The following is a 24,152-nucleotide window of genomic DNA, read 5'->3' as shown; positions in this document are numbered from 1 at the left end:
TTAAATACCGTGAGGCCAACATTAAGCCGGTGGGATAATGGGAAAGAAGATAGTGGTTGAGCTTCCCTCAATGGTTAAGATACCCGATGAGGAGGTAGAGATGAGGGTCAAGATCGAGCTTGCGCTCCGTTTGTACGAGAGGGGCATACTGTCCTTCGGACAGGCTAGGAGGCTTGCCGGAGTGAGCAAGTGGGAGTTCATCGAACTCCTTGAGAAGGAGGGAAGAGGAATACATTACGATGAAGAAGAGCTTGAAAGCGACCTCGAGGTTCTGGAGGAACTCTCATGAGGGTTGCCGTGAACTCCTCACCGCTGATATTCCTCGCCAAGCTTGGACTCCTTGATGTGCTTGGGAAACTCTTCGATAAGGTTTACGTAACCGACGCCGTTTACTGGGAGACCGTTGTCGAGGGCGCGGGGCGGGAAGAGGCGATATTGATTGAGAATGCAGATTTCCTCAGGAGAGCCTCCGTGGAGAACCAGCACCTCGTAAAGTTCCTTCTGGAGCTGATAGACTACGGGGAGGCCGAGACGATAGCGCTGGCCATCGAGAGGAAACTCGATCTGGTCGTCCTGGACGATAAGGATGCCCGAAAGGTTGCGAGGGGCTTTGGCCTGAGGGTTACTGGAACTCTAGGAATCCTGCTCCTGGCGAAGAGACGGGGCCTGATTTCTGAAGTCGCCCCCTACATCGAGACGCTCAAAAAGCATGGCTTCAGGATCTCTGACGAAGTTGTCAAAAAGATACTGGAGAGTGATGGAGAGAATTGGCACTGAAAATGGGGCTAAACAGAATTTTGATGACCTACTCCTCAATCTCCACCCCGTAGACCTTCTCCGGGTTCTCGACGTGTATCTTGTAGACGTCCTCCTCGGTGAAGAGCCCGTTCTGGAGGAAGGCCTTCGTTCTCTTCGGCACGGTCTTCGGCCCGAGAACAGCCCCGGGACGGCTCTTGTCGTCTATGTAGTCGGTCTCCATCATGAACCTGTTGCCCTGCTTTATCGCCTCTTCAATGTTCCTCCTGCTCGCGATGATGCTCGGGAAGACTCCGACCTCCTCGGCGACCTTCACCAGCGGCGGCGAGAAGTGCTTTACCACCTTGTACGGCTTTATCCCGACCTCCCTCACGTACTCGCCGAGCTCCATGAACTTCTCCTCGTTGAAGCTCTCCGTGTGGAGCTGGACCGCGCAGTTGGCTTCCTTGGCAAGGCTCATCCCGTACTTCATCAGCTCTATGCTTGCCTCCCAGATTTCCTCGCTTACCTCGTAGTGGGGCCTACCTATCTCACCTATGGCTATGGCCTTCCCTTCCAGGCAAAGTCTCTGGACGTATTCGAGGGCCTTCATGACCTCGTTTTTGGCATAGTTTAGGCCCTTCTGCTCGGCCAGGTAGACGAACTCCGCGGGGTGAACGCCGACGACGGCATAGGCTTTAACCGGCGTTTCTCGGTTGATTTTCTCGACGAGCTCGATATGGAAATCCATCGCCTTGATGAAGTCCTCGGCCCTTAGACCTTGGAAGCCGTAGTCGTGGGCCGTCTTGTAGACAACCACCAGGTGGGTTCCTCCGGCCCTGTGGAACTGCTTCACCGCCTCAAGGAAGAGGCCCTTGAATGGGTCAACATGAAAGTGGTCGTCGAGGATTATCATACAACCACCTCACGAGCGGTAGACGTTGAGGACCTCCCCCGTCTTGACCTCCATGTGCCCCTCGAGGAGCAGGGCCACCTCGTCGCCCCCGACGGCGAAGTCTATCTTCCTGTTCTGGATGTATATCTCCCTTATGAGCGCCACGTTTTTGCCCTTTAGCTTGTAGCCCGGGTATATGAGTCCCTCCTTCACTATCCCCGCGAGGACCTGCTTTCCGAGGACGTAGGTGACGCCGGCGACGATGAACTTTCCCACCGGCTCGCGGGATACGACCTCAACCTCACCCTTCTTTCTGAACCTGTCGAGTATCCCCATCAGGCTCCCCCAGAAAAAAGAGGGGCGGGAGGATAAAAGCTTTGCCGCTCAGAGCTTCGCGAAATGCACCGAGCAGGAGATGCAGGGGTCAAAGGCCCTTACCGTCTCCTCAAGCCTCCCGAGCATCTCTCCCTCTGGAACCTCGCCGTAAAGCTCCCTCGCCTCCCAGAGGAGCGCGCGCTCCATCATCGCGTGGTTCAGCGCGGTTGGGGTTATTATGTTGGAGTAGGCTATGCTTCCGTTTCCGTCTATCCTGTAGTGGTGAATGAGCACGCCTCTGGGCGCCTCCACGTAGCCTATCCCCTCGCCCTCCCTGGCTTCAACAGGGACGTTCTCCCCTTCGATGCCCCCATCGAGGAGGGTCTTCGCTATCTCTTTCGCCCGTTCGAGGGAGTAAACCAGCTCTATCGCCTGGGCGAGGTTGTTGTAGCTGACGTAGCAGGTCTCCAGTTTTTCCCTGTGCTCCTCGAAGAGCCGCCTGGCAAGGGGCGTTAGGGAATCCTCCTTCAGGAGGAGCCTTGCGAGCGATCCCACGAGGAAGGGCCTTCCGTTGTAGAGGCTCTGCTTCGCAAAGCTGTAAACGAGTGGGCGCTCCTCTATCCGCTCGGTGTAGTGGAAGTTCTTCTCGATGTTTGAGATAAGGGATTCCCCCGTGAGGTAACCGTCGGTCGCCACAAAGAGCTCTGCCTTTCCGCCGTAGGGCCCTATCTCTGAGAAGAGTCGAACCGAGCGCCTGGCTATTGTCAGCAATCCATCCGCTTCTCTTTCTACCGCTTCCAGCTCCTCGGGGAGGGGCCACCTGCCGAAGCCGCCTGGCTTGACGTTTATACCGTGTATCTCCCGGCCGCCCACCATGACCCTTATCCTGTTCCCGAAGGACTTGAGGGCCAGGCCTTCCTTTACAAGCTCTCCGTGTTTGGTTGCCATCCGTATCGCATCGGGGTAGCCAAAGACGTCGGGGGCAACGAGGAGGTATAGGTGCAGCGCGTGGCTTTCCAGCAGTTCGCCGATGAGTCCGAGCTCCCTGATGAGCTGAATCTCCTCCGGAACCTCCACGCCGAAGGCTCTTTCGATGCCTAGAACCGAGGCAACGCTGTGGGAGAGGTAGCAGATGGCACATATCCTCGCTTCGAGATCGGGCACGTCGTAATAGTGTCTGCCGAGGGTTAGAAGCTCAAAAAAGCGCGGCCCCTCGATGATCTTAAGCCTGACGTCCTTTACCTCACCGTCTTCTATGACGATCTCCGCCTTGCCGTTGCCCTCAACCCTCGTAAACTCGTGGAGTTCTATTATCATGGCTCCCACCTCGCGAAGGTCTTGAACTTCCTTATGATGTATTCGTCATCGTAGCCGAGCTCCCTGAGTACCTCGTATTCGCCCGCAGGGTTCACTTCTCCGGGCAGCGGACCACGGCAGCCTATACAGCCGAGGCCCGAGCGCACGCAGACGGCGTTGCAGCCGCCGTAGGTTATCGGGCCGAGGCAGGGAAGGCCCTTCTTCACCAGCACGCACTCGTATTCATTGAGCTTGCACTCGAGGCAGACAGGATAGTCTTTTTTAACGGGCTCGATGCCCTTGGCAATGTCCAGGAGAACCTGGTAGACCTCGTTCTTGTCGTAAGGACAGCCTGGGAGCGTGAAATCAACTGCCACGTACTCCACCACCGGCTTTGAATCGAGGGCACGCATCGGATTGCCTTCATCTCCGTAAACGGCCTTCAGCTTTTCTCTGATTGGCAGTTCAACGCTGGCCTGAACCGAGCCGTGGGTTGCGCAGGTTCCGAGTGCTATCAGGTAATCGGAGTGGTTCCTCGCCTCCTTGAGCAGGTTCAGGTCGCGCTGGGTCGAGACCGTTCCGGTAACGAGGGCGACGTCGTAGTGGTTCCCCTCGCTCAGACTGGTTGCCATGTGGAACTCGGTTATCTCGTAGAACTCAAGGAGGTCGAAGAGCCTCTCGTAGAGGAAGAGCATGTTTAGGGCACAGCCGCCGCAGTCGGTAAGCTCGAAAACCCCCAGCTTGAGCTTGTCCATCATATCAACCCCCTCGTGGAGAGAGCGTCCCAGTAGGTGAAGACCGGGCCGTCCTGGCAGATGTACTTCATGGAGACGCTTGTTCCGACGACGCAGTGGCCGCATTTGCCGACTCCGCAGCGCATGCGCCTTTCAAGGGTCATGTAAATCCTGCCCGGTGAGAGCTTCCTGTCAAGGAGCTCCCTTATGACAAAGCGGTACATGACCGGCGGGCCGCAGATGAGGGCGTATGCCCTGTTAACGTCAAACTCCTCTCCCCTGAAGAGGTCGGTAACGACGCCTCTGCAGACCCTGTCCGAGAACCCCTGTTCGAGGTAGATGCACGATGGGCTTTCGACCTCGTAGGCCAGCTTGACCGTGCAGCCCATTGCGGAACCGTGCTTCAGAAGGTGAATTATCTCGTCGCGGAAGAGGATGTCCTCGTAGGCCTTGGTTCCGTAAAAGAGCCAGACGTTCTCGTATTTGCCGGTATCGATGGCGTACCAGAGCACCGAGCGGAGGGGAGCCATTCCAAGGCCACCTGCTACAAGAATCAGGTTTGAGCCCTCCATCTTTTCCATCGGGAAGCCGTTGCCGTAGGGCCCGCGGATTCCTACTACGTCCCCTTCCTTCATCTTGTGGACGAACTTGGTCATTCTGCCGACCTTTCTGATGCAGAGCTGGAGGTAGCCCCTCCTCGTGGGTGAAGAGCAGATGCTTATCGGGAACTCTCCAAAGCCGCGGATATCGACTATGACGAACTGCCCGGGCCTGAATGTGAACCTCTCGTTCAGGTCTTCGTCAAGGAAGCGCAGGGTGAAGAGCTTCTCCCGCGGTGTCAGGTCCTTCCCTTCGAGAATCCTTGCGTCATAGGTTTGATACGGATTCTCGCTCATTTCGGGGACCCCCTTACCTCTTCAAGAACCTTAACGTGTTCTATCTTCGCCGGGCAGAACTCGTCGCAGCGACCGCAGCCGACGCAGTTGTAGCCCGAGGAGGGGTCAAAGTAGCTCTTGCAGTAGTAGCGGTGCCTGAAGCGGTCCAACCGCGTGGGCCTGAAGTTGTAGTTGCCCGCAACGAGTCCGTGGTTCTCCATGAAGCAGGAGTCGTAGCGTCTCTCCCTCACCGCGCTGTAAGCATCTATCCAGCGGTCGCAGACCTCGTAGCACCGGCAGGTCGGACAGACGAGGTTGCAGTTGCCACAGGCGAGACAGATGTCCGCGTACTTCTTCCACACCGGGCTGTTGTAGGCTAAATCGAGCATGTCGGCGAGGCCTTCCTGCGGAAGCTCCTTTTGAAAGGAGTTGGCGCGCCTCTCCTCGAACTCCTTGAAGTTGGCGAGGTCTTCGTCGGTCACCTCCTCGAACAGCTCACCGTTCTCCCAGACTATCTCGTGGCCGCGGACGCTCCCGATTCTGACCAGCCAGCCGTCGGGAAGCTCGTGCAGGAACAGGTCGAAGCCGTCCATTGCGAAGTGCGTCCCGAGGCTCTTGCAGAAGCAGTACTCATCGGGCATACAGCTTATTCCTATTACTAAAGTCTTCTCGCGCCTGCTCTTGTAGTACGGATCGGCCGGCTCGTCGAGGTATACCCTGTCGAGTATCTTAAGACCGTGAATGTCACAGGAGTGGAGCCCGAAGAGAACCGTCGGTTCCGCTTCAAGGTTTTCTTCCCAGTGGCCGTTCTTCAGCCTGAGAATAGCCTCTTTGGGTCTGAAGAAAAACTTCTTCGGCGGAAGCATGGTTCTGTTGTAGTCCAGCGCTATCTCCGCCGGGTCGTGCACTTCCTGGAAAGAATAGATACCCCCTCTTTTGACCGGGGCATACACACTGCCCCAGGCCTCAAGGGACTTGAAGAACTTCCCAAAGTTTTCGGAGGGCAGTTTTATATATCTCAAGGGCATCACCGCCTTAAATGGGATTACATTTTTAAGTTTGTAAAGAATTGATTTAAGAATTTTTCAAACGAATGGTTACCAACCAGATGTTACAAACTTGTACTTTAGTGCACGCTTATAAACATTGAAGTTGAGACTCTTTTGAGAAATCCCGTGGTGATGCGAGATGGAAGCCTCGTTCGATTACATGCGCTCTTATCCGCCGGAGCCGAGTTCCCTAATCCCTCTTCTCCAGAGAACCCAGGAGCGCTTTGGCTACCTTCCTAGGGAGGCCCTTGAAGAGATTGCGAACTACCTCGGGATTCCCCTCAGCAGGGTCTACGGGGTCGCGACTTTCTACGCCCAGTTCCGCTTCGAGCCCCTCGGGAAGTACGTCGTCAAGATCTGTCACGGAACTGCCTGTCACGTCAACGGTGCCGTCAACATAGCGCAGGCCATAACCGAGGAGCTCGGGATTGAGGAGGGTCAGACGACCGAGGACGGCCTTGTAACGCTGGAGCGCGTCGCCTGCCTCGGCTGCTGCAGCCTTGCCCCGGTGATAATGATAAACGAGAAGGTCTTCGGCAAGCTGAACCCTGACAAGGTGAGGAAGCTGATGAGAAAGCTCAGGGAGGGGAAGCTCGATGTCTGAAATCAAGGCCATAGCGGTCGGCATGAACTCCTGCGGTATAGCGGCTGGAGCCAAAGAGACGTACGAGGCGATAAAGGCCGAGCTTGAGAGGAGAGACCTTGATGTGAAGCTCAAGATAGTCGGCTGCGTTGGCATGTGCTACCGCGAGCCTCTCGTGGACATCATCACCGAAGACGAGATAATCACCTACGGCCACGTCGATCCGAAGAAGGTTCCGAGGATTATAGAGGAGCACGTCATTAATGGGAAACCCATAGAGGAGTGGGTGGTCAAGCGCGACTGGTGGGAGAACGGGGAAAGAAAGACGTGGGACGTTGACGGCTACTTTGCCAAGCAGAAGAAGATAGTGCTCGAGAATTCGGGATACATTGACCCCGAGAACATCGATGAGTACATAGCTGCTGGCGGCTACGAGGCCCTCAAAAAGGCCCTCAAGATGGAGCCCGAGGAGATCATAGACGTAATCATGAAGTCCGGCCTGAGGGGAAGGGGAGGCGCGGGCTTCCCGACGGGACTGAAGTGGAAGTTCGCCCGCGAGGCTAAGGGCGACGTCAAGTACATCGTCTGCAACGCCGACGAGGGCGACCCTGGAGCCTTCATGGACAGGAACGTCCTTGAGGGCGACCCGCACAGGGTAATAGAGGGCATGATAATCGGCGCCTACGCGATTGGAGCAACCAAGGGCTTCATCTACGTCCGCGCCGAGTACCCGCTCGCGATAAGGAGATTGAAGATAGCGCTGAAGCAGGCGCGTGAGAGGGGATTCCTCGGCGAGGACATCCTCGGCTCGGGGTTCTCCTTCGACATCGTCATCAAGGAAGGTGCCGGGGCCTTTGTCTGCGGTGAGGAAACCGCTCTGATAGCATCAATAGAGGGCAGGCGTGGAATGCCGAGGCCGAGGCCCCCTTACCCGGCTCAAAAAGGCCTCTGGGGCAAGCCCACGAACATCAACAACGTCGAGACGTGGGCAAACGTGCCGTGGATAATAAAGCACGGCTGGGAGGCCTACGCCTCAATCGGAACGGAGAAGAGCAAAGGAACGAAGGTTTTCGCCCTCTCAGGCAAGATAAAGCACGGCGGAAACGTCGAGGTTCCGATGGGCATGACCCTGAGGGAGATACTCTACGATATCGGCGGCGGGACGAAGACTGGCAAGAAAATCAAAGCCGTCCAGCTCGGCGGTCCTTCAGGTGGCTGTATCCCGGAGTACCTCTTTGACACTCCCGTTGATTACGAGAGCGTCAACGCAACCGGTGCAATAATGGGGAGCGGCGGAATGGTGGTCATGGACGAGGACACCTGTATGGTCGATGTCGCCAAGTTCTTCCTGGACTTTACCGTGAAAGAGTCCTGCGGGAAGTGCACCTTCTGTCGCCTCGGAACAAAGAGGATGTGGGAGATTCTGGACAAGTTCACCCAGGGCAAGGCCACCGGGGAAGACCTTGAGAAGCTCGAAAGGCTCGCCTACCAGGTCAAGGCCGGCTCTCTCTGCGGCCTCGGCCAGACGGCACCAAATCCAGTTCTAACAACGCTCCGCTACTTCAGGGACGAGTACTTAGCGCACATCGAAGGAAAATGCCCGGCCAAGGTCTGCAAGCCGCTCATCAGGTACGTCATAATCGCCGACAGGTGCACCGGCTGTACGGCATGTGCGATCTTCTGCCCGGTGAAGGCGATAAGCGGCGAGAGGCTCAAGCCCCACGTCATCAACCAGGACGAGTGCATCAAGTGCGGGACCTGCTACGAGGTGTGCCGGTTCAACGCCATCGAGATAGTCGATGCGGGGGGTGAGTGAAATGGTCAAAATCATCGTGAACGGTAAAGAGCTTGACGCTCCCGAAGGGAAGCCGCTCATAGACTTCCTGCGTGAAATCGGGGAGCACATCCCGGGCTTCTGCTACACGAACGAGCTCGACCCTTACGGCTCGTGCAGGCTCTGTCTCGTTTCAACGCCCAGAGGAGTGACAACCTCGTGCACGCTCAAACCAATGGAGGGGCTGAAGATAGAGACCCTCAGCGATGAAGTCGTCTCAATGAGAAAGACCGCGCTTGAGCTCATCCTCTCGGACCACTACGGCGACTGCATCGGCCCATGTCAGGACGGCTGTCCGGCGCACAGCGATGTTCAGGGCTACCTGGCGCTCATAGCGATGGGCAAATACCACGAGGCTGTTAAGCTGATGAAGGAGAAGTACATCCTTCCGGCGGTCCTCGGAAGGGTCTGCCCTGCCTTCTGTGAGGACGCCTGTCGGAGGAACCTCGTGGATGAACCTCTGGCGATAAGGCAGCTCAAACGTTTTGCCGCCGACTACGACCTCGAGCACGGCCCGTGGATGCCTGAGATACCGCCCTCGACAGGGAAGAGGATAGCCGTCGTCGGCGGGGGACCAGCTGGCCTTGCCTGCGCCTATTACCTCAGGACCATGGGGCACGAGGTTACGATAATCGAGGCCATGCCCGAGCTCGGCGGAATGATGCGCTACGGGATTCCGCCCTACAGGCTTCCAAGAGAAGTCCTCGACAGGGACATCGCGACGGTGATAAACACGGGTATCGAGGTGAAAACAAACACTGCCCTCGGAAGGGACGTTACCCTCGAAGAGCTCCGCGAGAGCTATGATGCCGTCTTCCTCGGCGTTGGCGCCTGGAGAAGCAGAAGGATGGGAATTCCGGGCGAGGAGCTTGAGGGAGTTATGCACGGCATAGAGTTCCTCCGAAAGGTCAACACCGGCGAAAAGATCGAGCTCGGCGAGCGCGTCATAGTTGTCGGCGGCGGAAACACCGCGATGGACGTGGCGAGGACAGCTTTAAGGCTCGGTGCAAAGGTTACCGTCGTTTACCGCCGCTCAAAGGCCGAGATGCCCGCCAACGAGAGGGAAGTCGAGGAGGCGATGGAGGAAGGCGTTGAGTTCATGTTCCTCACCAACCCGGTCAGAATCCTTGGGGACGGCAGAGTCGAGGAAGTCGAGCTGGTGAAGATGAAGCTCGGCGAGCCGGATTCAAGCGGCAGGAGGAGGCCGATACCGATAGAGGGTTCAGAGTTCCGCGTTAAGGCCGACAACGTTATCCTCGCCATAGGTCAGTACTGCGACGAGGGGTTCCTGAATAGCCTTGGCATTGAGGCGAAGCGCGGAAAGGCTGTAGTTGATGAGGTGACACTTCAGACGAGTATTCCTGGGGTCTTCGCCGGCGGCGATCTCGTTCTCGGACCCTCAACCGTCATCGAGAGCATCGCGACGGGAAGAAGGGCCGCGATAATGATAGACCTCTACCTCAAGGGCAAGCTTGACAAGGCTAAGGCCGTGCTTACCGAGCCTGAGAAGCACATAGAGGAGGTTCTCAGCGACGACGACCTGTATAGGGTTCTCTTTGACCTCAGGCCCTACAACCACTGGAAGAAGGTCACGGAGAAGGACTACGAGGGTGTGGAGAGGCTGCCTAGGGCCAAGGTCAAGCTCCTCGAACCGGAAAGGAGGAAGAAGACCTTCGAGGAGGTCGAGCCGGCCTTAAGTGAGGAGGAGGTTCTGAAGGAAGCCCAGCGCTGTATGAGTTGCGGCTGTATGGAGGTCTTCCGCTGCAAGCTGAGGGAGTATGCCACGCTCTACGGTGCCGAACAGTACGCCTTTGAGGGCGAGCAGAACAAGTTCGAAATAGACGAGAGCCATCAGTGGGTGACGCTCGACAACAACAAGTGCGTCCTCTGCGGCCAGTGCGTCAACTTCACCCATGAGGTGGCGGGAGAGGGCGTCCTTGACTACCTGTTCAGGGGCTTTGCCACGAGAATCGGGCCTCCACTTGGAGAGAACCTCGGAAACATGGAGGGCAGGTTCATCGGGGAGATGATTGACGTCTGCCCCGTTGGGGCCATAACCGAAAAGCTCCCCTTCGTCAAGCCCGGCCCGTGGAAGACGAAGCCGGTAAAGACCGTCTGCAACGGCTGCTCCTTCGCCTGCGAGATGAACGTCGAAGTCTACGACGGCATGCTCGTCAGGGCATCGAGCATAGCTGACTCATGGAACAGGCATATCTGCGACCACTGCCGCTTCGCCAGACCCTGGGCCGAGGATTTAACCCAGCCGCTCCTCAACGGAAAGCCCGTAAGCTGGGAGGAGGCAAAGCACTTCATAGCTGAGAGGAGCTACGCCCTGATTCTGACTCCCGACTTAACCAACGAGGAGATTGCCTTCCTGAAGGAGTTTGCCGGAAGGAAGGGTATTCCAGTGGGCTCAACGGTGAACGGAGGCTCCTCGACGGCAACGCTGGAGGACATCAAAAACGCCAGGAGGGTTCTCCTGAAGGCCAGCCCGGAGAAGTTCCCGCTCCTCAAGATACTGCTGAGGGGGAAGGAAATCGTCGAGGAGAACTATGATCTGGCTGTGCTCGAGGGCCCGGCGGAGCCGCTCGAAGTGCCAACACTGATCCTGCACGAAGGCGTCAACGCGGCCGGACTGCTGAAGGCCGGCGTTAAGGGAATCCCGGAGAGCGAAGCCTACGTGGTCATGGGCAGGCCGGCGAAGGAGCTACCTGGAGATGTCCTCGTGATTCCGGCCGGAGTGTGGGCGGAGAAGAGCGGAACGGTAGTCAACGCCCTCGGAATGGAGCTGAAAATGGAGAGGGCGAGGGAGGGCTACTCGCCGCTGGGCCTTTTTGAGTGATTTTTGTCTTTACCTCCCCACTTTCTTCCAGACCTTTCCGAGATAGGTAGGTTCTGGTTTAGTCATCTGGAATCCGTCTGGAAGTTGGAAATGCTCTCCGAAGTTTTTAAATAGCATAATGACGATTATATAATCATGATTACGCAAAAGTTCGTTGACAGGGAGGAGGAAATCGCGACCCTGAGGAGGGCATTTGAAAGGGGCGCCCTCGTTGTGGTCTACGGAAGGAGACGAGTCGGGAAGACGCGGCTTCTCATCGAGGCCTCGAAGGGCTTCGAAACCCTCTACCACCTGTGCAAGGAGGAAGAGCCGAGGGAAACCTTAAAGTCCCTCAACGCAAAGCTCTTCTCGCTGACGGGGGATGATTCTCTCCTCAGACGCCCGGTCAGCTCCTTCGAGGAGTTTTTTGAGCGGCTTCCCGAGGGAGTCGTGGTGATATTCGACGAGTTTCAGGTGCTGGTCAGGAACCACCCGAGAATCCTCGGCGTTCTGCAGGAGTACTGGGACTTCGTGGGGAAGGGCAGCCTTGTCCTCTGCGGCTCAAGCGTCTCAATGATGGAGGAGCTGACCTCCTACGGGAGCCCGATCTATGGCAGGAGGACGCTCTCCCTGAAGGTTCAGCCCTTAAAGTTCCGCTACGTGGGGGAGTTCTTCCCGGGTTACAGCCTCGAAGATGACGTCAAGGTTTACGGCGCGGTGGGCGGTGTTCCGGAGTACCTCCTCCGCCTCGACCCCTCGCTTCCGCCTGAAGAGAACGTACGGAGAGAGTTCTTTGGCAGGGGTTTTCTCTACGAGGAAGCTGAGTACCTGCTCCGCTACGAGCTCAGGGATTTGAGCACCTACAACACGATACTTGAGGCAATAAGCTACGGCTACCGCTCATTCAACGAGCTGAAGACCGCGACGGAAATTGACGGCTCGAAGCTGACCCGCTACCTGAGCATACTGATAAACCTCGGCATCGTTGGGAGGGAACTGCCGGTCACGGCCACGGCAAAGAAGAGGCGGAGGAACTCCCGCTACTTCATAAAGGACAACTACTTTGCCTTCTACTACACCTTCGTCCACCCATTCAAGGAGGAAATCGAGCTCGGCATTCCGGATGTGGCTATTGAACATTTCGAGCGGAGCTTCAACCGCTACCTCGGCTTCACCTTCGAGGGCATCGCCAGGGAGTTCCTCGTGGAGCTGAACCGGGCCGGAAAGTTACCGTTCAGGTTCACCAAAATAGGCCGCTGGTGGCACAGAGGAGAAGAAATCGATTTAGTGGCTCTGAACGAGAGGGAGAGGAAGGCGCTGTTTGTGGAGGTGAAGTGGAAAAGCCTGGGGGAGAGGGAAGCGAGTGGGATTTTGAAGGACCTTGAAAGGAAGGCTGAGCTGGTTGGTCTTGATGACTGGGAGAAGAGCTATGGCCTGGTGGCGAGGAGGATTAAAGACAAAGAGAAGCTGAGGGAAGATGGCTACCTCGCCTGGGATTTGGGGGACTTCGAAAGGCTGAAAGGGGTGGAGGGGCTCTGAGTTTTCGAAACGTTTGCCCCTCAGATCACCGCCGGAACGCCCGGAATCCTCGGGAACGGCTGGACTTCGGCTATGTGTTTCGCCCCCACCATGTAGCGGACGAGCCTTTCAACTCCTATCCCCGCTCCGGCGCTCGGCCTCAGCAGGCCGGCTTTAGCCACCTCCAGGTAGGGTCTGAAAGCATCGAGGCTTATGCCGGCTCTCTTCATCTTCCTGACGATGACCTCGTACTCCCACTCCCTCTCGCCACCGCTCGAAACTTCACCGTAGCCCTCCGGCAGGTAGAGGTCGTAGTTCCTGAAGTGACCGGGTCTTTCCGGATCTTCCCTGTCGTAGAACTCCCTCTCGATGTCCGTGACCCAGAAGGGTTCTTTCATAACCCTGCTGGCCTCGTCCTCATCTCCGAACTCCGCCTTTATCTCCTCCAGCGTGAAGCGCTTGAAGGGCGGCTTAACTCTGGGCACCTCCCTTTCGAGCCCCCAGCCCCTGGCCTCCTTGAACAGTCCGCCTATAAGCCCCTCTATTAGGCCCATAACGTCGTCCATGCTCGCGCCGGCCATCTCAAAGTCCAGCTGGGTGAACTCGTAGGCGTGCCTGCCGTCGTCTGCCGAGCGACCTTCAAGCCTGATGTTGGGCGAGAGGACGAAGAGCCTATCGATGCCCATCGCAACTGCCATCTGCTTGTGGAGTATCATGCTGTGGGTCAGCCTCAGCCTGGAACCGTAGACCTCGACTTCAGGCGGCTTCAGCGCCTCTTCCGCCGCTGGATCCGGCCAGAGGGGGTCGGTTATGGAGCTGAGCATCACGGGGAGCATCCACTTGAAGCCCTGGCTCACCATGTATCTTGTCATATAGTCAATGACCCTCGTCTGAACTTCCATAATTGGTTCAATTTTTCTGGTCACAATTTGGAGAACGTTCATGTTTATCACCTGATTTCTGTCACTGACTTTTTCCTTTATGGCCTTTGTGCAAAAACTTTTGGATTTTGGGCAAGATATGACATGTAACTGCGATGATTTTTGAATATATGACGATATATTGCGCTTTATTTGACGTTTATCAAAGCCCTGCGGCGATAGCGTTATAACGCCGGCCGAGAACCCTGTATGGTGGTAAAACATGGGAGTGTACATATTCACGCCTGAGGACCTGATCCGCTACGGCGCCGCAACAGAGGAGCAGTTTGAGGTTCTGAAGAACGCGATTCTCTCCAAGAAGGACATCCTCGTGGTTGGTTCCAGCCGCTCCGGAAAGACCAAGCTGGTTGAGGCGCTGATGCACTTCATCCCCGGCGACTGGAAGGTGGCCGTTATAACCGCCTACGGGGAGTTCAAGCCCTTCAAGCCGAACATCGTTGTGGTGGATACCAAGTTCGACAGCCAGCCCCTGGAGAGGCGCACCTCTGAGGTCATCTCAAAAATCAAGGCACTGAACCCGGACTACGTGGTCATAGACACCCTTCACACGGTAGATGTCGCCAGGGTTTTCAGGGAACTGATAGACGACTACGCCTTCATAGTGACCTCCCTCGCGCTGACCGACGACATAAAGGGCGAGGTTAAGCACTGGCTCCGCATAGAGGACGAGACCTTTGACAAGTTTGATATCGTCGTGGAGCTCAAAAGGGACTTCAGGACAGGCAGAAAGAGCATAAACCGCATCTATGAGGTAAAGAACGGGGAGCTCAGGCCCGTTATTTAGAGCGTCCTTTCAGCCACTCCTTTACCTTTCTCCAGCCGTCATGGATTTCGTTTCTGACCTTCCTCTGCCGTTCTCTTGTAAAGTAGCCCTTCCTCCAGGCCGCGAACATCACCCCGTTGAATGCCAGGGTCGCCACTATGGCCAGGAAGAGGGAGTCGAAGGTTATGCCGGCCATCGAATACTGGGTTCTCCTGAACATTCCGAGGGCAACGTAGTCGTCCGGGGTCATGTGCCTCATGGGGAGCACGACCCTCTCCGTCCCGTTTTCGGGCAGGAGGGACAGCATGTGGTTCCAGGTAACCACGTAGACCTTCACGTGCGTCCCGTTGACGGCGCAGTCGGGGACGACCGTGTTCTCCTCGATCCAGAGGCAGCTGCCGTTATCGAGGAGCTGTCCGTTGACGTTGGTGTGCCCGTAGGTCTGGAAGTAGAAGGTTCCATTGTCCGGGTTCACCTTTACTACCTCTATGTCCTGCGTCGCCCCGCCGTAGACGAGGCCGCGGAAGAAGCGGTAGAGCTTGTCTATGAGCGAGTTGCTGAAGTACTCGTCCTCCCAGACGATGTAATAGTAGATGACGCCGTCGTAGTCCACCATGTAGAGGATTCCGACGGGCTTGTCGTCCGGGGCGGTGTAGACAACGGGGGCGTACTGATCTACCTTGTCGCTTTCTCCGGGCAGGTAGCCCTCCATGGAGTAGCCGCTCGAAGCTAAGCCGACGAACCAGAATATGAGGAAGTTCAGGATGAGCCATGCGGTTATCCATCTCTTCGATATCATGCCCCTCACTGGAATAAAGGGAAAGGGGCTCAACCCTTAAGCTTTTCTATGACCTCGCGGAGGTTGGCGAGCATTTCCTCGATGTCCTCGAAGGTCATGTAGCCCATGTTTCCAATGCGGAAGGTCCTTTCGGCGACGCTTCCATAGCCCTTGGCGAGCTCAAAGCCCCTCTCGCGCATGGCGTTGTAGACGTCAACGCCCTTCATTCCTTCGGGGACGACGACGGCTGTAATGGTCGGGCTCTCGTAGCCCGGCTCGGCGAGAATTCCGAGGCCCATCTCCTTGACGCCCTCGCGTATCATCTCGCTCCTCTTCCTGTACATATCGAGCCAGGCCTCTTTGCCGCCCATCTTCTCAACAATGCGGAGCACGACGTTGAGGCCGAACACCTGCGGGAGCGGGGGCGTTGAGGGCGTTCCCTTCTTCTTCTCGTTGAACTTCTTGTAGAGCGGAAGGTCGAAGTACCAGCCGCGCTCGGGCATCTTCTCCGCTATCTCAAAGACCCTCTCGCTGACGGCAGCAACAGCTAACCCCGGCGGGACGCCGAAGGCCTTCTGCGAGCTGGCGAATATCATGTCGAGGCCCCACTCGTCAAACTTTATGTCTGCACCGCCCATCGCGGAAACAGCGTCGACGAAGAGCAGCTTGTCGTGCTCGTGGACGACCTTTGCCAGCTCGGGGAGCGGGTTCAGCACGCCGGTCGAGGTCTCGTTGTAGGTTATGGTCACGGCATGAACGTCGGGGTTCTTTCTGAGGGCCTCGTCGAGCTCCTCCGGCTTGATAGCTTTTCCCGGCTCCTTCTCGAGGATTATCGCTCTCCTTCCATTGGCCTCGACGACGTCTGCAAAGCGTTTTCCGAAGGCGCCAATGACGGTGACGAGAACTTTTCCGCCGTGAGGAACCGTGTTCCTGACCGCGGCCTCCATGAATCCTGTACCGGAGCTGGGGAAGAGTATTATCTCGCCTTTCTCAGCTTCAAGGAACTTCTTGAGCCTCTCAAGGGTGTCAACGTGAACGGCCTTTGCCTCAGCAGAGCGGTGGCTGAACATCTGGACGCTCATTATCGCGAGAACCTCGGGGAAGCAGGCAACGGGTCCGGCGGTGAAGAGCTTGTACTTTGGCTTGACGAGCTCGTACAGCTCCCTGTAAGCCTCCTCGTACTGCATATCAAACCTCAGCTCCATCGCAATCACCTCGGCGGGAGTTGAGGAGGAGTCTATAAAAGGGTTCTCCCCGGCTTTTGGCAGGGTTTTTGAAGCTTTTTCCGTTGCCCGTGAACATAAATGAAAAGTTTTCAACCCTACTAAGACTTTTAAAAGCTACGCCCTAACGCTTAGAAGGTGGTCTGATGGAACGGAGACGCCTGGCTGGGATAGTCCTGCTCATCATTTCGGCCTTCACGGGGACGATAGCCTTCCGCTTGGCAACGCCTGCGATAGCCTTCTACACCCGTGATGTGCTCCAGGCTTCCATGCTCTCAGTCTCGATAGTCTCGATGTCCTTCGTGCTCGCGAGGGCATTTTCGTCGATATTCGGGGGCTGGTTCCTCGAGAGGGGGAAAAGGCTCGTCTACATAGGGGCCATTGCCATGATGGGAAATGCAATAGCCGTTCAGCTCTACCCCCTCACCTCGAGCTGGCTTCAGGTCGCCGGGATAAAGCTCCTGAACGGCTTCCTCAACGGTCTGAGCTGGCCGATGGCGCAGTTTGTAATAGCCGTTGCCACGCCCAAGGAGATAAGGGCGAGGGTAACTGCCGTGTATTTCTTCTTCGGGAGCATAGCCTCCCTCCTCGGGAACTACGTCTACGCCTACACCATAGACCTGGGGCTTGGGGGCCAGATGTGGATTTCCTCGGCCTTCTTTGTCCTCACGGGCCTGATAATGGTTGCCAGCTACGCCCTCCTCTACGGGCTGATAACGCCGAGGAGAAAGGAGACTCCCGGTGGAGAGGGGCCGAGCCTCGACCCGAGGAGGATTTTGATAATCGCATCGCTGATGGCGGTAATAGTTGCCTTCACCTCCGGCGAGATAACCTACGTCTACGTCTCTGAGGCCCTGGGGTTGGAGAAGGCAAGGACGGCCACGCTCATCGGCTGGGCTGGCTTTCTCTCCGCGATGCTGAGCTACTTCGCTTCCTGGCTCGCCGACGTCAGGAGCGAGAGGAGAATGGTCCTGCTCACCTCCATTATGGCGGCGGTTTCTCCGCTTCTGGCGGCCGTGAAGACAGCTCCTACGGTTTTCCTGGGGATATTCCTTGCTCTCTTTGCCTTCCAGAGCTTCAGGCCGATATCGAGAAAGGTTCTCGCTTCCTACCACCGCTCCTCCCTCGCGATAGGAGGGGTAAACGCGGTTCAGAACCTATCGACCTTCATAGGCGGCATGCTCTTCGGCTTTGCCTATTCCCTCGGCGAGCTCCACGGTGCTGTAACGCTCAACCTCGCCCTGCTGGCGTTTCTTCCGGTGTCAGTGGCACTGCTCTGGCAGAGCGTTAAGCTTAAAGGTCGTGGCAAATAATCCCTGATGAGAGCAAGCGCTCCAAAACTTTTATAAAAGCGAGGTCAAGCTAAGTTTAGGCTTAGCTTACGCTCATTTGGAGGTGAGATAATGGGACTGAGACCAGCCAAGATTGATAGGGACGTTGATAAGCCCGCTTACACGAGGAGGGAGTACATACGCGGCGCGCCCGGACCGAAGATAACGATCTTCGACATGGGCAACCTCTCAGCCGAGTTTGAATACGAGGTCAGCCTTCACGCCGAGCAGGCCATGCAGATAAGGCAGAACGCCCTTGAGGCCATTCGTATCCAGGTGAACAGGTACCTCCAGAAGAACGTCGGAAGGAGCAACTACCACTTCAAGATAAGGGTCTACCCCTTCCAGGTTCTCCGCGAGAACCCGATGGCAACCGGAAGGAAGGCCGACCGTTACGGAAACGGTATGCGCAGGCCCTTCGGAAAGCCGATTGGCCTTGCCGCCCGCGTCAAGAAGGACCAGAAGATACTCACCGTCTGGGTGAACGAGAACCACCTCAAGTTCGCCCTCGGTGCCATGCACAGGGCCAAGATGAAGCTCCCCTACAGCGCTTACTTTAGGATATACGACAAGGAAGGCAACGACGTCACCACCAAGGTCCTCTCCACGATGAAGCGCTGAATCATTTTCCCTATTATCTTGCCCTTTTCTCTGTTGTGATTCCAGGATTGGTGTGCGTTTGTCATATACTCATAATGATTATTAACGATGCCGTCCAAATTAGGTCGGTGGGACGATGGTAAGTTCCGACTTTAAGGCCATGCTCCTCAAGCTCGGCGTCCCGGAGGAGCGCCTTAACGTTCTGGAGGGCAAGGGCGGCATAGTTGAGGACGAATTTGGGGGCATCAGGTACGTTCGCTTCCGTGACTCCGCCAAAGGCTTCCGGCGCGGGACGGTGGTCTTTGAGAACGGCGACGTTGTTTTGGGCTTCCCCCACATAAAGCGCATCGTTCAGCTGGAGAACGGAATAAGGCGAGTCTTCAAGGGCAGACCCTTCTACGTCGAAGAGAAGGTGGACGGCTACAACGTGCGCGTCGTGAAGGTGAAGGATAAGATTCTTGCCCTCACGAGGGGTGGTTTTGTCTGCCCCTTCACGACGGAGAGAATACTCGACTTCGTGAACGAGGAGTTCTTCAGGGACTACCCGAACCTCGTCCTGGCGGGAGAGATGGCCGGACCGGAGAGTCCGTACATTGTCGAGGGACCCCCATACGTTAAGGAGGACGTCCGGTTCTTCCTCTTTGACGTACAGGAGAAGGGAACGGGACGGAGCCTTCCAGTGGAGGAGAGGCTCAAGTTGGCGGAGGAGTACGGCATCGAGCACGTTGAGACCTTCGGCGTCTACGACCGCTCGAAAATCGACGAGCTGTACGAGCTAATCGAGAGGCTCAGCCGCGAGAGGAGGGAGGGCATCGTCATGAAAACACCCGACATGAAGAGAATCGCGAAATACGTCACCCCCTACGCCAACATAAACGACATCAGGATAGGCTCCCACATATTCTTTGACCTGCCCCACGGCTACTTCATGGCGCGCGTCAAGCGCCTCGCCTTTTACCTGGCCGAGAGGAAGGTGAAGGGGGAGGAGTTCGACGGGTACGCCAGGGCCCTTGGAAAGGCCCTCCTAGGGCCCTTCGTCGAGAGCATCCACGAGGTTGCCAGCGGCGGTGAGGTCGAGGAGGTCTTCACGGTGCGGGTGAAGAGCATCAGCACCGCACATAAAATGGTGACCCACTTCGAGAGGCTTGGGGTCAGGATACACATCGAGGACATCGAGGACCTGAAGAACGGCTACTGGAAGATAACCTTCAAGCGCGTTTATCCCGACGCCACGCGGGAGATGAGGGAGCTGTGGAACGGATTAGCGTTTGTGGACTGAGGCCGAAAGGCTTAAATTATTATCCTTCACAAGATTATCATGGTGAAGATAATGTTTGTCAATCGAAAGGGTGAGCTGGCATTCCTTGAGTCGCTCCATTCCTCCGGCAAAAAAGAGGTTCTGATTCTCTACGGGCGCAGACGGGTTGGGAAGACGGAACTCGTGAAGAGATTCATTCGGGGGAAAAACGCCCTCTATTTCCTGGCCGACAGGGACGGACTGGAGTCGAACGCGAGACGGTTTTACTCGGAGGCGGCGGGGATTCTTGGACTTCCCGGGCTGGAGGTGAGGGACTTTCGGGAGGCCTTTGAGCTGATAAAGCTTAGGGCCCCGGAAAGGTTGGTGGTCGTTATAGACGAGTTCTCGTATCTTCTGCTTGCCGATAAGAACACTCCCGCCGTTTTCCAGCACGTGATAGACGAAATCCTCGACGACCGCTTCTTCCTGATCCTGAGCGGCTCGATAATCGGCCTCATGGAGGGGCTCATGGATTACGGCAACCCCCTCTACGGCAGGAGAACGGCACAGCTCAAGCTTAAACCTTTGAACTTCTTCCATGTTCGTGAGTACTTCAAAAACGCGCCCATCGAAACCGTCGTGAGGATATACTCGGTCACCGGTGGCGTGCCCATGTACTTCAGGCTCTTTGAGGGGAAGAACTTCGAGGAGGAACTCCTGAGGGTGGCGTTCTCGCCTACGTCCATACTCTACGAGGAGCCCGAGTTCATTTTGAGGGAGGAACTCGGCGACGTCCACCGCTACTACCTCATTCTCGAAGCGATTGCTCTCGGAAAGCACAGGGTCAGCGAGATTGCGAACTTCGCGGGAATCGAGGCGAAGGATATGCCAAAGTACCTCAGAACCCTAACCTCTCTCGAACTCGTGAGGCGCGAGGTTCCCGTCACGGAATCCGAGAGGAGCAGGAAGGCGCGCTATTACATTAACGACCGCTTTTTTGAATTCTGGTTCCGCTTCGTGAAGCCCAACAGGGGGCGGATAGAGATTGGGACGTTTGAGATGGACTGGGGGGCTTTCAACACCTACATAGGGAGGGCCTTTGAGGAGGTCTCCAAGCAGTTCCTCATACAGCTGAACAAGTCCGGAAACCTGCCGTTCATGTTCACGAAGGTTGGCAGGTGGTGGCACAAGAGCGAGGAGATTGATTTGGTGGCGTTGAGCGAGGGGGAGAAAAAAGCGCTCTTCGTTGAGGTGAAGTGGAAGGAGCTGAGCGAGAGGGAAGCCAGGGGAATACTAAAGGACTTGGAGAGGAAGACCGGGCTGGTTGCTCTGGACGGATGGGATAAGTCCTGCGGACTGGTCGCTAAAAAAGTCGAAGGAAAAGATGGACTGAGGGAAGAGGGCTGGCTCGTATGGGACTTGGAGGACTTCGAAAGGCTGAGGGAGATTGAGAAGCTCTAACTTGCACCTCCCAACCTTTGCTTGCACAAAGCTTGGCCAAGAAACTTTGCCCTGCAAAGTTTCCTAACGTGGGGCATAGCCCAACTTCAGGGGTTTGAGAGTACAGGAAGCTTTTGGAAAAAGCTTGACCAAAAGAGTTCCCTTTCGGTTAAAGTGGCTGGAGAACATAGGGGTGAAACACTGTAAAACTGCTAATCAAGAGGTAACCACTCACGAACAAGGCATTCTTATAATCGCACGCACTTTTTCCGCCAGCGCTTTGTGGGAAGCGAAGCTTCCCGACGTGTTGAGGCGAAAGTCTCAACATGCGAAGCAAGGGCTATAAGGGGGTGTGGGGGCGATAGCCCCCCGGAGGTTTAGAAAAAACGGGGTTGTGGGGCGTAGCCCCACATCGGGGGTTTGAGAGTACAGAGAGATAAGGGGGCGGAGCCCCCTTGTCTTTCGTTTGCAAAAAATTTGTATACCTCCAAACCCAAAAAAGGGTGGAAGGGTTCGAAAGCCTTTTAAATAGTCTCCATAGACCCCACTTCAGCGTTGAAGTTAGCACAGCGAAGGATGACGGAAAAATGGCCTGGCACGTCTTCATTCCCGATTCGCTCCTCGAGGAAACCGACGACCCAAAAATCAGGACGTACAAGGTTGGACAGATAGCCAGGAGCTGCGCGATATTCGGCGTCGAGCACGTCTGGATATACAGGGCGGGCGGCAGGGACGGGAGATTCATCAAGACGATCCTGGAGTACGCGGAAACGCCCCAGTACCTCAGGAAGAGGCTGTTCCCGCTGATGCCCGAGCTCAGGTACGTCGGGGTTATCCCGCCGCTGAGGACGCCCCACCACAAGCTCAAAGGCAAGCCCAGGGTTGGGGAAATCCGCGAGGGCTTCGCCTTCCGGAAGGGCAGAAGGGTCTACGCGGACATCGGCCTCGACGAGCTCGCCCTGGTGGAGGGGGACGTTGAAGGGCGCACAACCTTCAGAATCGTCTCGGTAAGGCCGCTCAGGGTAGTGCCAGCGAAGCCAGAGAAGTACTGGGGATACAGGGTGCATCTCACGAGGAAGTCACTGGCAAAAACACTTAAAAAGGCCAGGCTGGATCTGACCATCGCGACCTCAAGGAGGGGTCGCGACGTCAGGGAGGTGAAGCTTCCCCCGCTCGAGGGGGAGGTCGGATTCGTCTTCGGCTCACCGAGGAAGGGCGTGATGGAGCTCCTCGGCGAGGAGGAATATGACTTTGATCTAATCCTCAACACCGTTCCAAATCAGCGGACTAAAACAGTCCGCACCGAGGAGGCACTCCTCGCTACACTCGCGGTGTTTAATCTCATAAGGAGGGATTGAGATGGGAAAAATACACAGGCCAAGGAGAGGTTCACTGGCTTACTCCCCAAGAAAGAGGGCCAAGAGCATAGTCCCGAGAATCAGAAAGTGGCCGCAGGACAGTGAGGTCAGGATGCTTGGTTTCGCCGGCTACAAGGCCGGTATGACCCACGTCCTTATGATAGACGACAGACCAGGACTCACCAAGGGCAAGGAGATATTCATGCCGGTCACGGTAGTCGAGGTCCCGCCGCTCTTCGTCTACGGCATCAGGGCCTACAGGCAGGGCTACCTCGGACTTGAAACGGCTACCGAGGTCTGGTTCCACGAGCTCAACGATTACGTTAGGAGGCGCATAAAGACCCTGCCGAAGAACTACGACGAGGAGGCTTTCAAGGCCAAGCTCGGCCAGCTTGAGGATCTCGTCAACGACGGCGAGATAGTTGACGTCCGCCTTCTCGTCCACACCCAGCCGTGGCTCATCAAGCTCAAGAAGAAGCCCGAGGTCATGGAGTACGCCATCGGTGGCGACGACGTTAGGGCCAAGTTCGACTACGCCAAGGAGAAGATCGGCAAGGAGCTCCGCGCGAGCGAGGTTCTCCACGAGGGCGAGCTACTCGACGTCATAGCGGTCACCAAGGGCAAGGGAACCCAGGGCCCGGTCAAGCGCTGGGGTGTCAAGATACAGTTCCACAAGGCCCAGCGCGCTGGAAAGGGCAGGCACATCGGTAACCTCGGTCCGTGGCACCCGACCAGGGTCATGTGGACCGTCCCGCAGGCGGGCCAGATGGGCTTCCACCACAGGACCGAGTTCAACAAGAGACTCATAGCCATAGGCGAGAACGGCAAGCTCAAGCTCGACGAGAAGAACGAGATCGAGATCACCCCGAAGGGAGGCTTCCCGCACTACGGAATAATAAGGAGCGACTTCCTCATGATACAGGGCACCGTGCCTGGTTCCTTCAAGAGGATCATCAGGGTCAGGCCTGCCATAAGGCCGCCGAAGAAGAAGCCGCCCGTTGAGAGGCCGCAGATAACCTACGTCAGTAGGGAGTCCAAGCAGTGAGGTGAGATAGATGAAGGTTAAGGTTTTCAATCTCGAAGGCGAGCCGGTGGAGGAGATAGAGCTTCCAAAGGTCTTCAGCACTCCTTACAGGCCCGACCTCATCAGGCGTGCCGTCATCGCTTCCTGGACCCACAGGATACAGCCCCAGGGCAGGGACCCGATGGCCGGCAAGAGGAGGGTCACCGAGAACATAGGCAAGGGCCACGGAATGGCCAGGGTTGAGAGGATAAAGACCTCCCCGAGGTTTGCCGCCTTCGTACCCTTCGCGAGGGGTGGAAGGAGAACCCACCCGCCCAAGGTCGAGAAGATCATCTGGGAGGACATCAATAAGAAGGAGCGCAGGCTTGCCATAATGAGCGCGATAGCGGCTACGGCCAACTACGACCTCGTCAGGGCCAGGGGCCACATCGTTGACAACGTCCCGCAGGTTCCGATAGTGGTCACCGACGACCTCGAGAAGGTCTTCAAGACCGCCCAGACCAGGGAGATATTCAAGAAGCTCGGCGTCTGGGACGACATCGAGAGGGCCAAGAGGAACACCAAGATAAGGGCCGGTAAGGGTAAGATGCGCGGAAGGCGCTACAAGAAGGCCAAGGGCCCGCTCATCGTCGTTGCCAAGAACGAGGGCATCGTCCAGGGCGCGAGGAACCACCCGGGCGTTGACGTGGTCACCGTTGAGAACCTCAGTGCCGAGCTCCTCGCCCCGGGAACCCACCCCGGAAGGCTCACCATATGGACGAAGGGAGCCATAGAGAGGCTTAGGGAGATTTACGGGTGATGA

Annotated in this window: 23 protein-coding genes; 14 read left to right on the top strand and 9 right to left on the bottom strand. The window is 56.6% G+C overall.

The window, feature by feature from the left end; translation table 11 throughout:
- The first annotated feature begins 37 nt into the window (after nucleotides 1-37).
- Nucleotides 38-289, top strand: a complete 252-nt coding sequence (locus tag E3E27_RS05885) for a UPF0175 family protein (protein ID WP_167773844.1) — start codon at nucleotides 38-40, stop codon at nucleotides 287-289.
- Entirely contained in the window at nucleotides 286-777 is a 492-nt protein-coding gene (locus E3E27_RS05880; RefSeq protein WP_206204816.1) for a DUF3368 domain-containing protein, read from the top strand. The genes E3E27_RS05885 and E3E27_RS05880 overlap by 4 nt, the downstream gene beginning before the upstream one ends.
- Nucleotides 778-805: 28 nt before the next feature.
- Here the strand turns inward: E3E27_RS05880 and E3E27_RS05875 are convergent, their stop codons facing one another.
- The 6 genes from E3E27_RS05875 to E3E27_RS05850 are packed head-to-tail and all read right to left on the bottom strand — an operon-like array spanning nucleotide 806 to nucleotide 5,872.
- A complete protein-coding gene (locus E3E27_RS05875; protein ID WP_167773843.1) occupies nucleotides 806-1,651 on the bottom strand; it encodes a TatD family hydrolase in 846 nt (281 codons plus the stop codon).
- A gap of 9 nt (nucleotides 1,652-1,660) precedes the next feature.
- On the bottom strand, nucleotides 1,661-1,966 hold the full coding sequence (gene pbp11 / locus E3E27_RS05870) for a tRNA-binding protein Pbp11 (RefSeq protein WP_014788487.1): 306 nt from the start codon (nucleotides 1,964-1,966) through the stop codon (nucleotides 1,661-1,663).
- 48 nt (nucleotides 1,967-2,014) lie between these two features.
- The gene (shyA, locus tag E3E27_RS05865; RefSeq protein ID WP_167773842.1) at nucleotides 2,015-3,262 is read right to left on the bottom strand and encodes an NAD(P)-dependent hydrogenase/sulfhydrogenase 2 subunit alpha; all 1,248 of its coding nucleotides are present in this window, start codon (nucleotides 3,260-3,262) and stop codon (nucleotides 2,015-2,017) included.
- Nucleotides 3,259-3,999 carry an NAD(P)-dependent hydrogenase/sulfhydrogenase 2 subunit delta gene (shyD, locus tag E3E27_RS05860; protein WP_167773841.1) on the bottom strand — a complete coding sequence of 247 codons (741 nt, stop codon included), beginning with the start codon at nucleotides 3,997-3,999 and terminating at the stop codon, nucleotides 3,259-3,261. The genes shyA and shyD overlap by 4 nt, the downstream gene beginning before the upstream one ends.
- Nucleotides 3,996-4,871, bottom strand: a complete 876-nt coding sequence (gene shyC / locus E3E27_RS05855; protein ID WP_167773840.1) for an NAD(P)-dependent hydrogenase/sulfhydrogenase 2 subunit gamma — start codon at nucleotides 4,869-4,871, stop codon at nucleotides 3,996-3,998. Before shyC ends, shyD begins: the two co-directional genes overlap by 4 nt.
- Nucleotides 4,868-5,872: a 4Fe-4S dicluster domain-containing protein gene (locus E3E27_RS05850; RefSeq protein WP_167774050.1), complete on the bottom strand. Its 1,005-nt coding sequence runs from the start codon at nucleotides 5,870-5,872 to the stop codon at nucleotides 4,868-4,870. The genes shyC and E3E27_RS05850 overlap by 4 nt, the downstream gene beginning before the upstream one ends.
- 166 nt (nucleotides 5,873-6,038) lie before the next feature.
- On the opposite strand from E3E27_RS05850, the gene nuoE reads away from it, so the two are divergent.
- From nuoE to E3E27_RS05830, 4 genes are all read left to right on the top strand, one after another.
- Nucleotides 6,039-6,503 carry an NADH-quinone oxidoreductase subunit NuoE gene (nuoE, locus tag E3E27_RS05845; protein ID WP_167773839.1) on the top strand — a complete coding sequence of 155 codons (465 nt, stop codon included), beginning with the start codon at nucleotides 6,039-6,041 and terminating at the stop codon, nucleotides 6,501-6,503.
- Nucleotides 6,496-8,298 carry an NADH-quinone oxidoreductase subunit NuoF gene (gene nuoF, locus E3E27_RS05840; protein WP_167773838.1) on the top strand — a complete coding sequence of 601 codons (1,803 nt, stop codon included), beginning with the start codon at nucleotides 6,496-6,498 and terminating at the stop codon, nucleotides 8,296-8,298. The genes nuoE and nuoF overlap by 8 nt, the downstream gene beginning before the upstream one ends.
- Before the next feature lies 1 nt (nucleotide 8,299).
- Nucleotides 8,300-11,158 carry an NAD(P)-binding protein gene (locus E3E27_RS05835; RefSeq protein WP_167773837.1) on the top strand — a complete coding sequence of 953 codons (2,859 nt, stop codon included), beginning with the start codon at nucleotides 8,300-8,302 and terminating at the stop codon, nucleotides 11,156-11,158.
- 135 nt (nucleotides 11,159-11,293) lie between these two features.
- A complete protein-coding gene (locus E3E27_RS05830) occupies nucleotides 11,294-12,676 on the top strand; it encodes an ATP-binding protein (RefSeq protein ID WP_167773836.1) in 1,383 nt (460 codons plus the stop codon).
- A 20-nt stretch (nucleotides 12,677-12,696) separates the two neighbouring features.
- Here the strand turns inward: E3E27_RS05830 and E3E27_RS05825 are convergent, their stop codons facing one another.
- Entirely contained in the window at nucleotides 12,697-13,608 is a 912-nt protein-coding gene (locus E3E27_RS05825; protein WP_371731562.1) for an asparagine synthetase A, read from the bottom strand.
- 190 nt (nucleotides 13,609-13,798) lie between these two features.
- Here E3E27_RS05825 and E3E27_RS05820 point away from each other — a divergent pair, with 190 nt between their 5' ends.
- Nucleotides 13,799-14,380 (top strand): Flp pilus assembly complex ATPase component TadA, encoded by a 582-nt coding sequence (locus E3E27_RS05820; RefSeq protein WP_167773835.1) that lies wholly within the window; start codon nucleotides 13,799-13,801, stop codon nucleotides 14,378-14,380.
- Here E3E27_RS05820 and E3E27_RS05815 read toward each other — a convergent pair.
- Nucleotides 14,373-15,158 carry a hypothetical protein gene (locus tag E3E27_RS05815; RefSeq protein ID WP_167773834.1) on the bottom strand — a complete coding sequence of 262 codons (786 nt, stop codon included), beginning with the start codon at nucleotides 15,156-15,158 and terminating at the stop codon, nucleotides 14,373-14,375. The two genes, E3E27_RS05820 and E3E27_RS05815, sit on opposite strands and share 8 nt — an antisense overlap.
- Nucleotides 15,159-15,187: 29 nt before the next feature.
- Nucleotides 15,188-16,342, bottom strand: a complete 1,155-nt coding sequence (locus E3E27_RS05810; protein ID WP_167774048.1) for an alanine--glyoxylate aminotransferase family protein — start codon at nucleotides 16,340-16,342, stop codon at nucleotides 15,188-15,190.
- Between the two features lie 164 nt (nucleotides 16,343-16,506).
- Between E3E27_RS05810 and E3E27_RS05805 the strand changes: the two genes are divergently transcribed.
- The 7 genes from E3E27_RS05805 (at nucleotide 16,507) to rpl4p (ending at nucleotide 24,149) form a co-directional block, all read left to right on the top strand.
- Nucleotides 16,507-17,673 (top strand): MFS transporter, encoded by a 1,167-nt coding sequence (locus tag E3E27_RS05805; RefSeq protein ID WP_167773833.1) that lies wholly within the window; start codon nucleotides 16,507-16,509, stop codon nucleotides 17,671-17,673.
- A 90-nt stretch (nucleotides 17,674-17,763) separates the two neighbouring features.
- The gene (locus E3E27_RS05800; protein WP_014788473.1) at nucleotides 17,764-18,312 is read left to right on the top strand and encodes a 50S ribosomal protein L16; all 549 of its coding nucleotides are present in this window, start codon (nucleotides 17,764-17,766) and stop codon (nucleotides 18,310-18,312) included.
- 115 nt (nucleotides 18,313-18,427) lie between these two features.
- Nucleotides 18,428-19,570 carry an RNA ligase gene (locus E3E27_RS05795; RefSeq protein WP_167773832.1) on the top strand — a complete coding sequence of 381 codons (1,143 nt, stop codon included), beginning with the start codon at nucleotides 18,428-18,430 and terminating at the stop codon, nucleotides 19,568-19,570.
- 39 nt (nucleotides 19,571-19,609) lie between these two features.
- Complete coding sequence (locus E3E27_RS05790; RefSeq protein ID WP_371731561.1) at nucleotides 19,610-20,989, top strand: ATP-binding protein; 1,380 nt, start codon at nucleotides 19,610-19,612, stop codon at nucleotides 20,987-20,989.
- Between the two features lie 566 nt (nucleotides 20,990-21,555).
- Nucleotides 21,556-22,326 carry a putative RNA uridine N3 methyltransferase gene (locus E3E27_RS05785; RefSeq protein WP_014788471.1) on the top strand — a complete coding sequence of 257 codons (771 nt, stop codon included), beginning with the start codon at nucleotides 21,556-21,558 and terminating at the stop codon, nucleotides 22,324-22,326.
- A 1-nt stretch (nucleotide 22,327) separates the two neighbouring features.
- A complete protein-coding gene (locus E3E27_RS05780; protein WP_014788470.1) occupies nucleotides 22,328-23,371 on the top strand; it encodes a 50S ribosomal protein L3 in 1,044 nt (347 codons plus the stop codon).
- Between the two features lie 10 nt (nucleotides 23,372-23,381).
- Nucleotides 23,382-24,149, top strand: a complete 768-nt coding sequence (rpl4p, locus tag E3E27_RS05775; protein WP_014788469.1) for a 50S ribosomal protein L4 — start codon at nucleotides 23,382-23,384, stop codon at nucleotides 24,147-24,149.
- The last annotated feature ends 3 nt before the right edge of the window (nucleotides 24,150-24,152 follow it).

It is taken from the genome of Thermococcus sp. MV11 (assembly GCF_012027285.1).
GTDB lineage: Archaea > Methanobacteriota_B > Thermococci > Thermococcales > Thermococcaceae > Thermococcus > Thermococcus cleftensis.
Note: the sequence above shows the minus strand (reverse complement) of the source record. Positions and strands in the feature narration are given on the sequence as shown.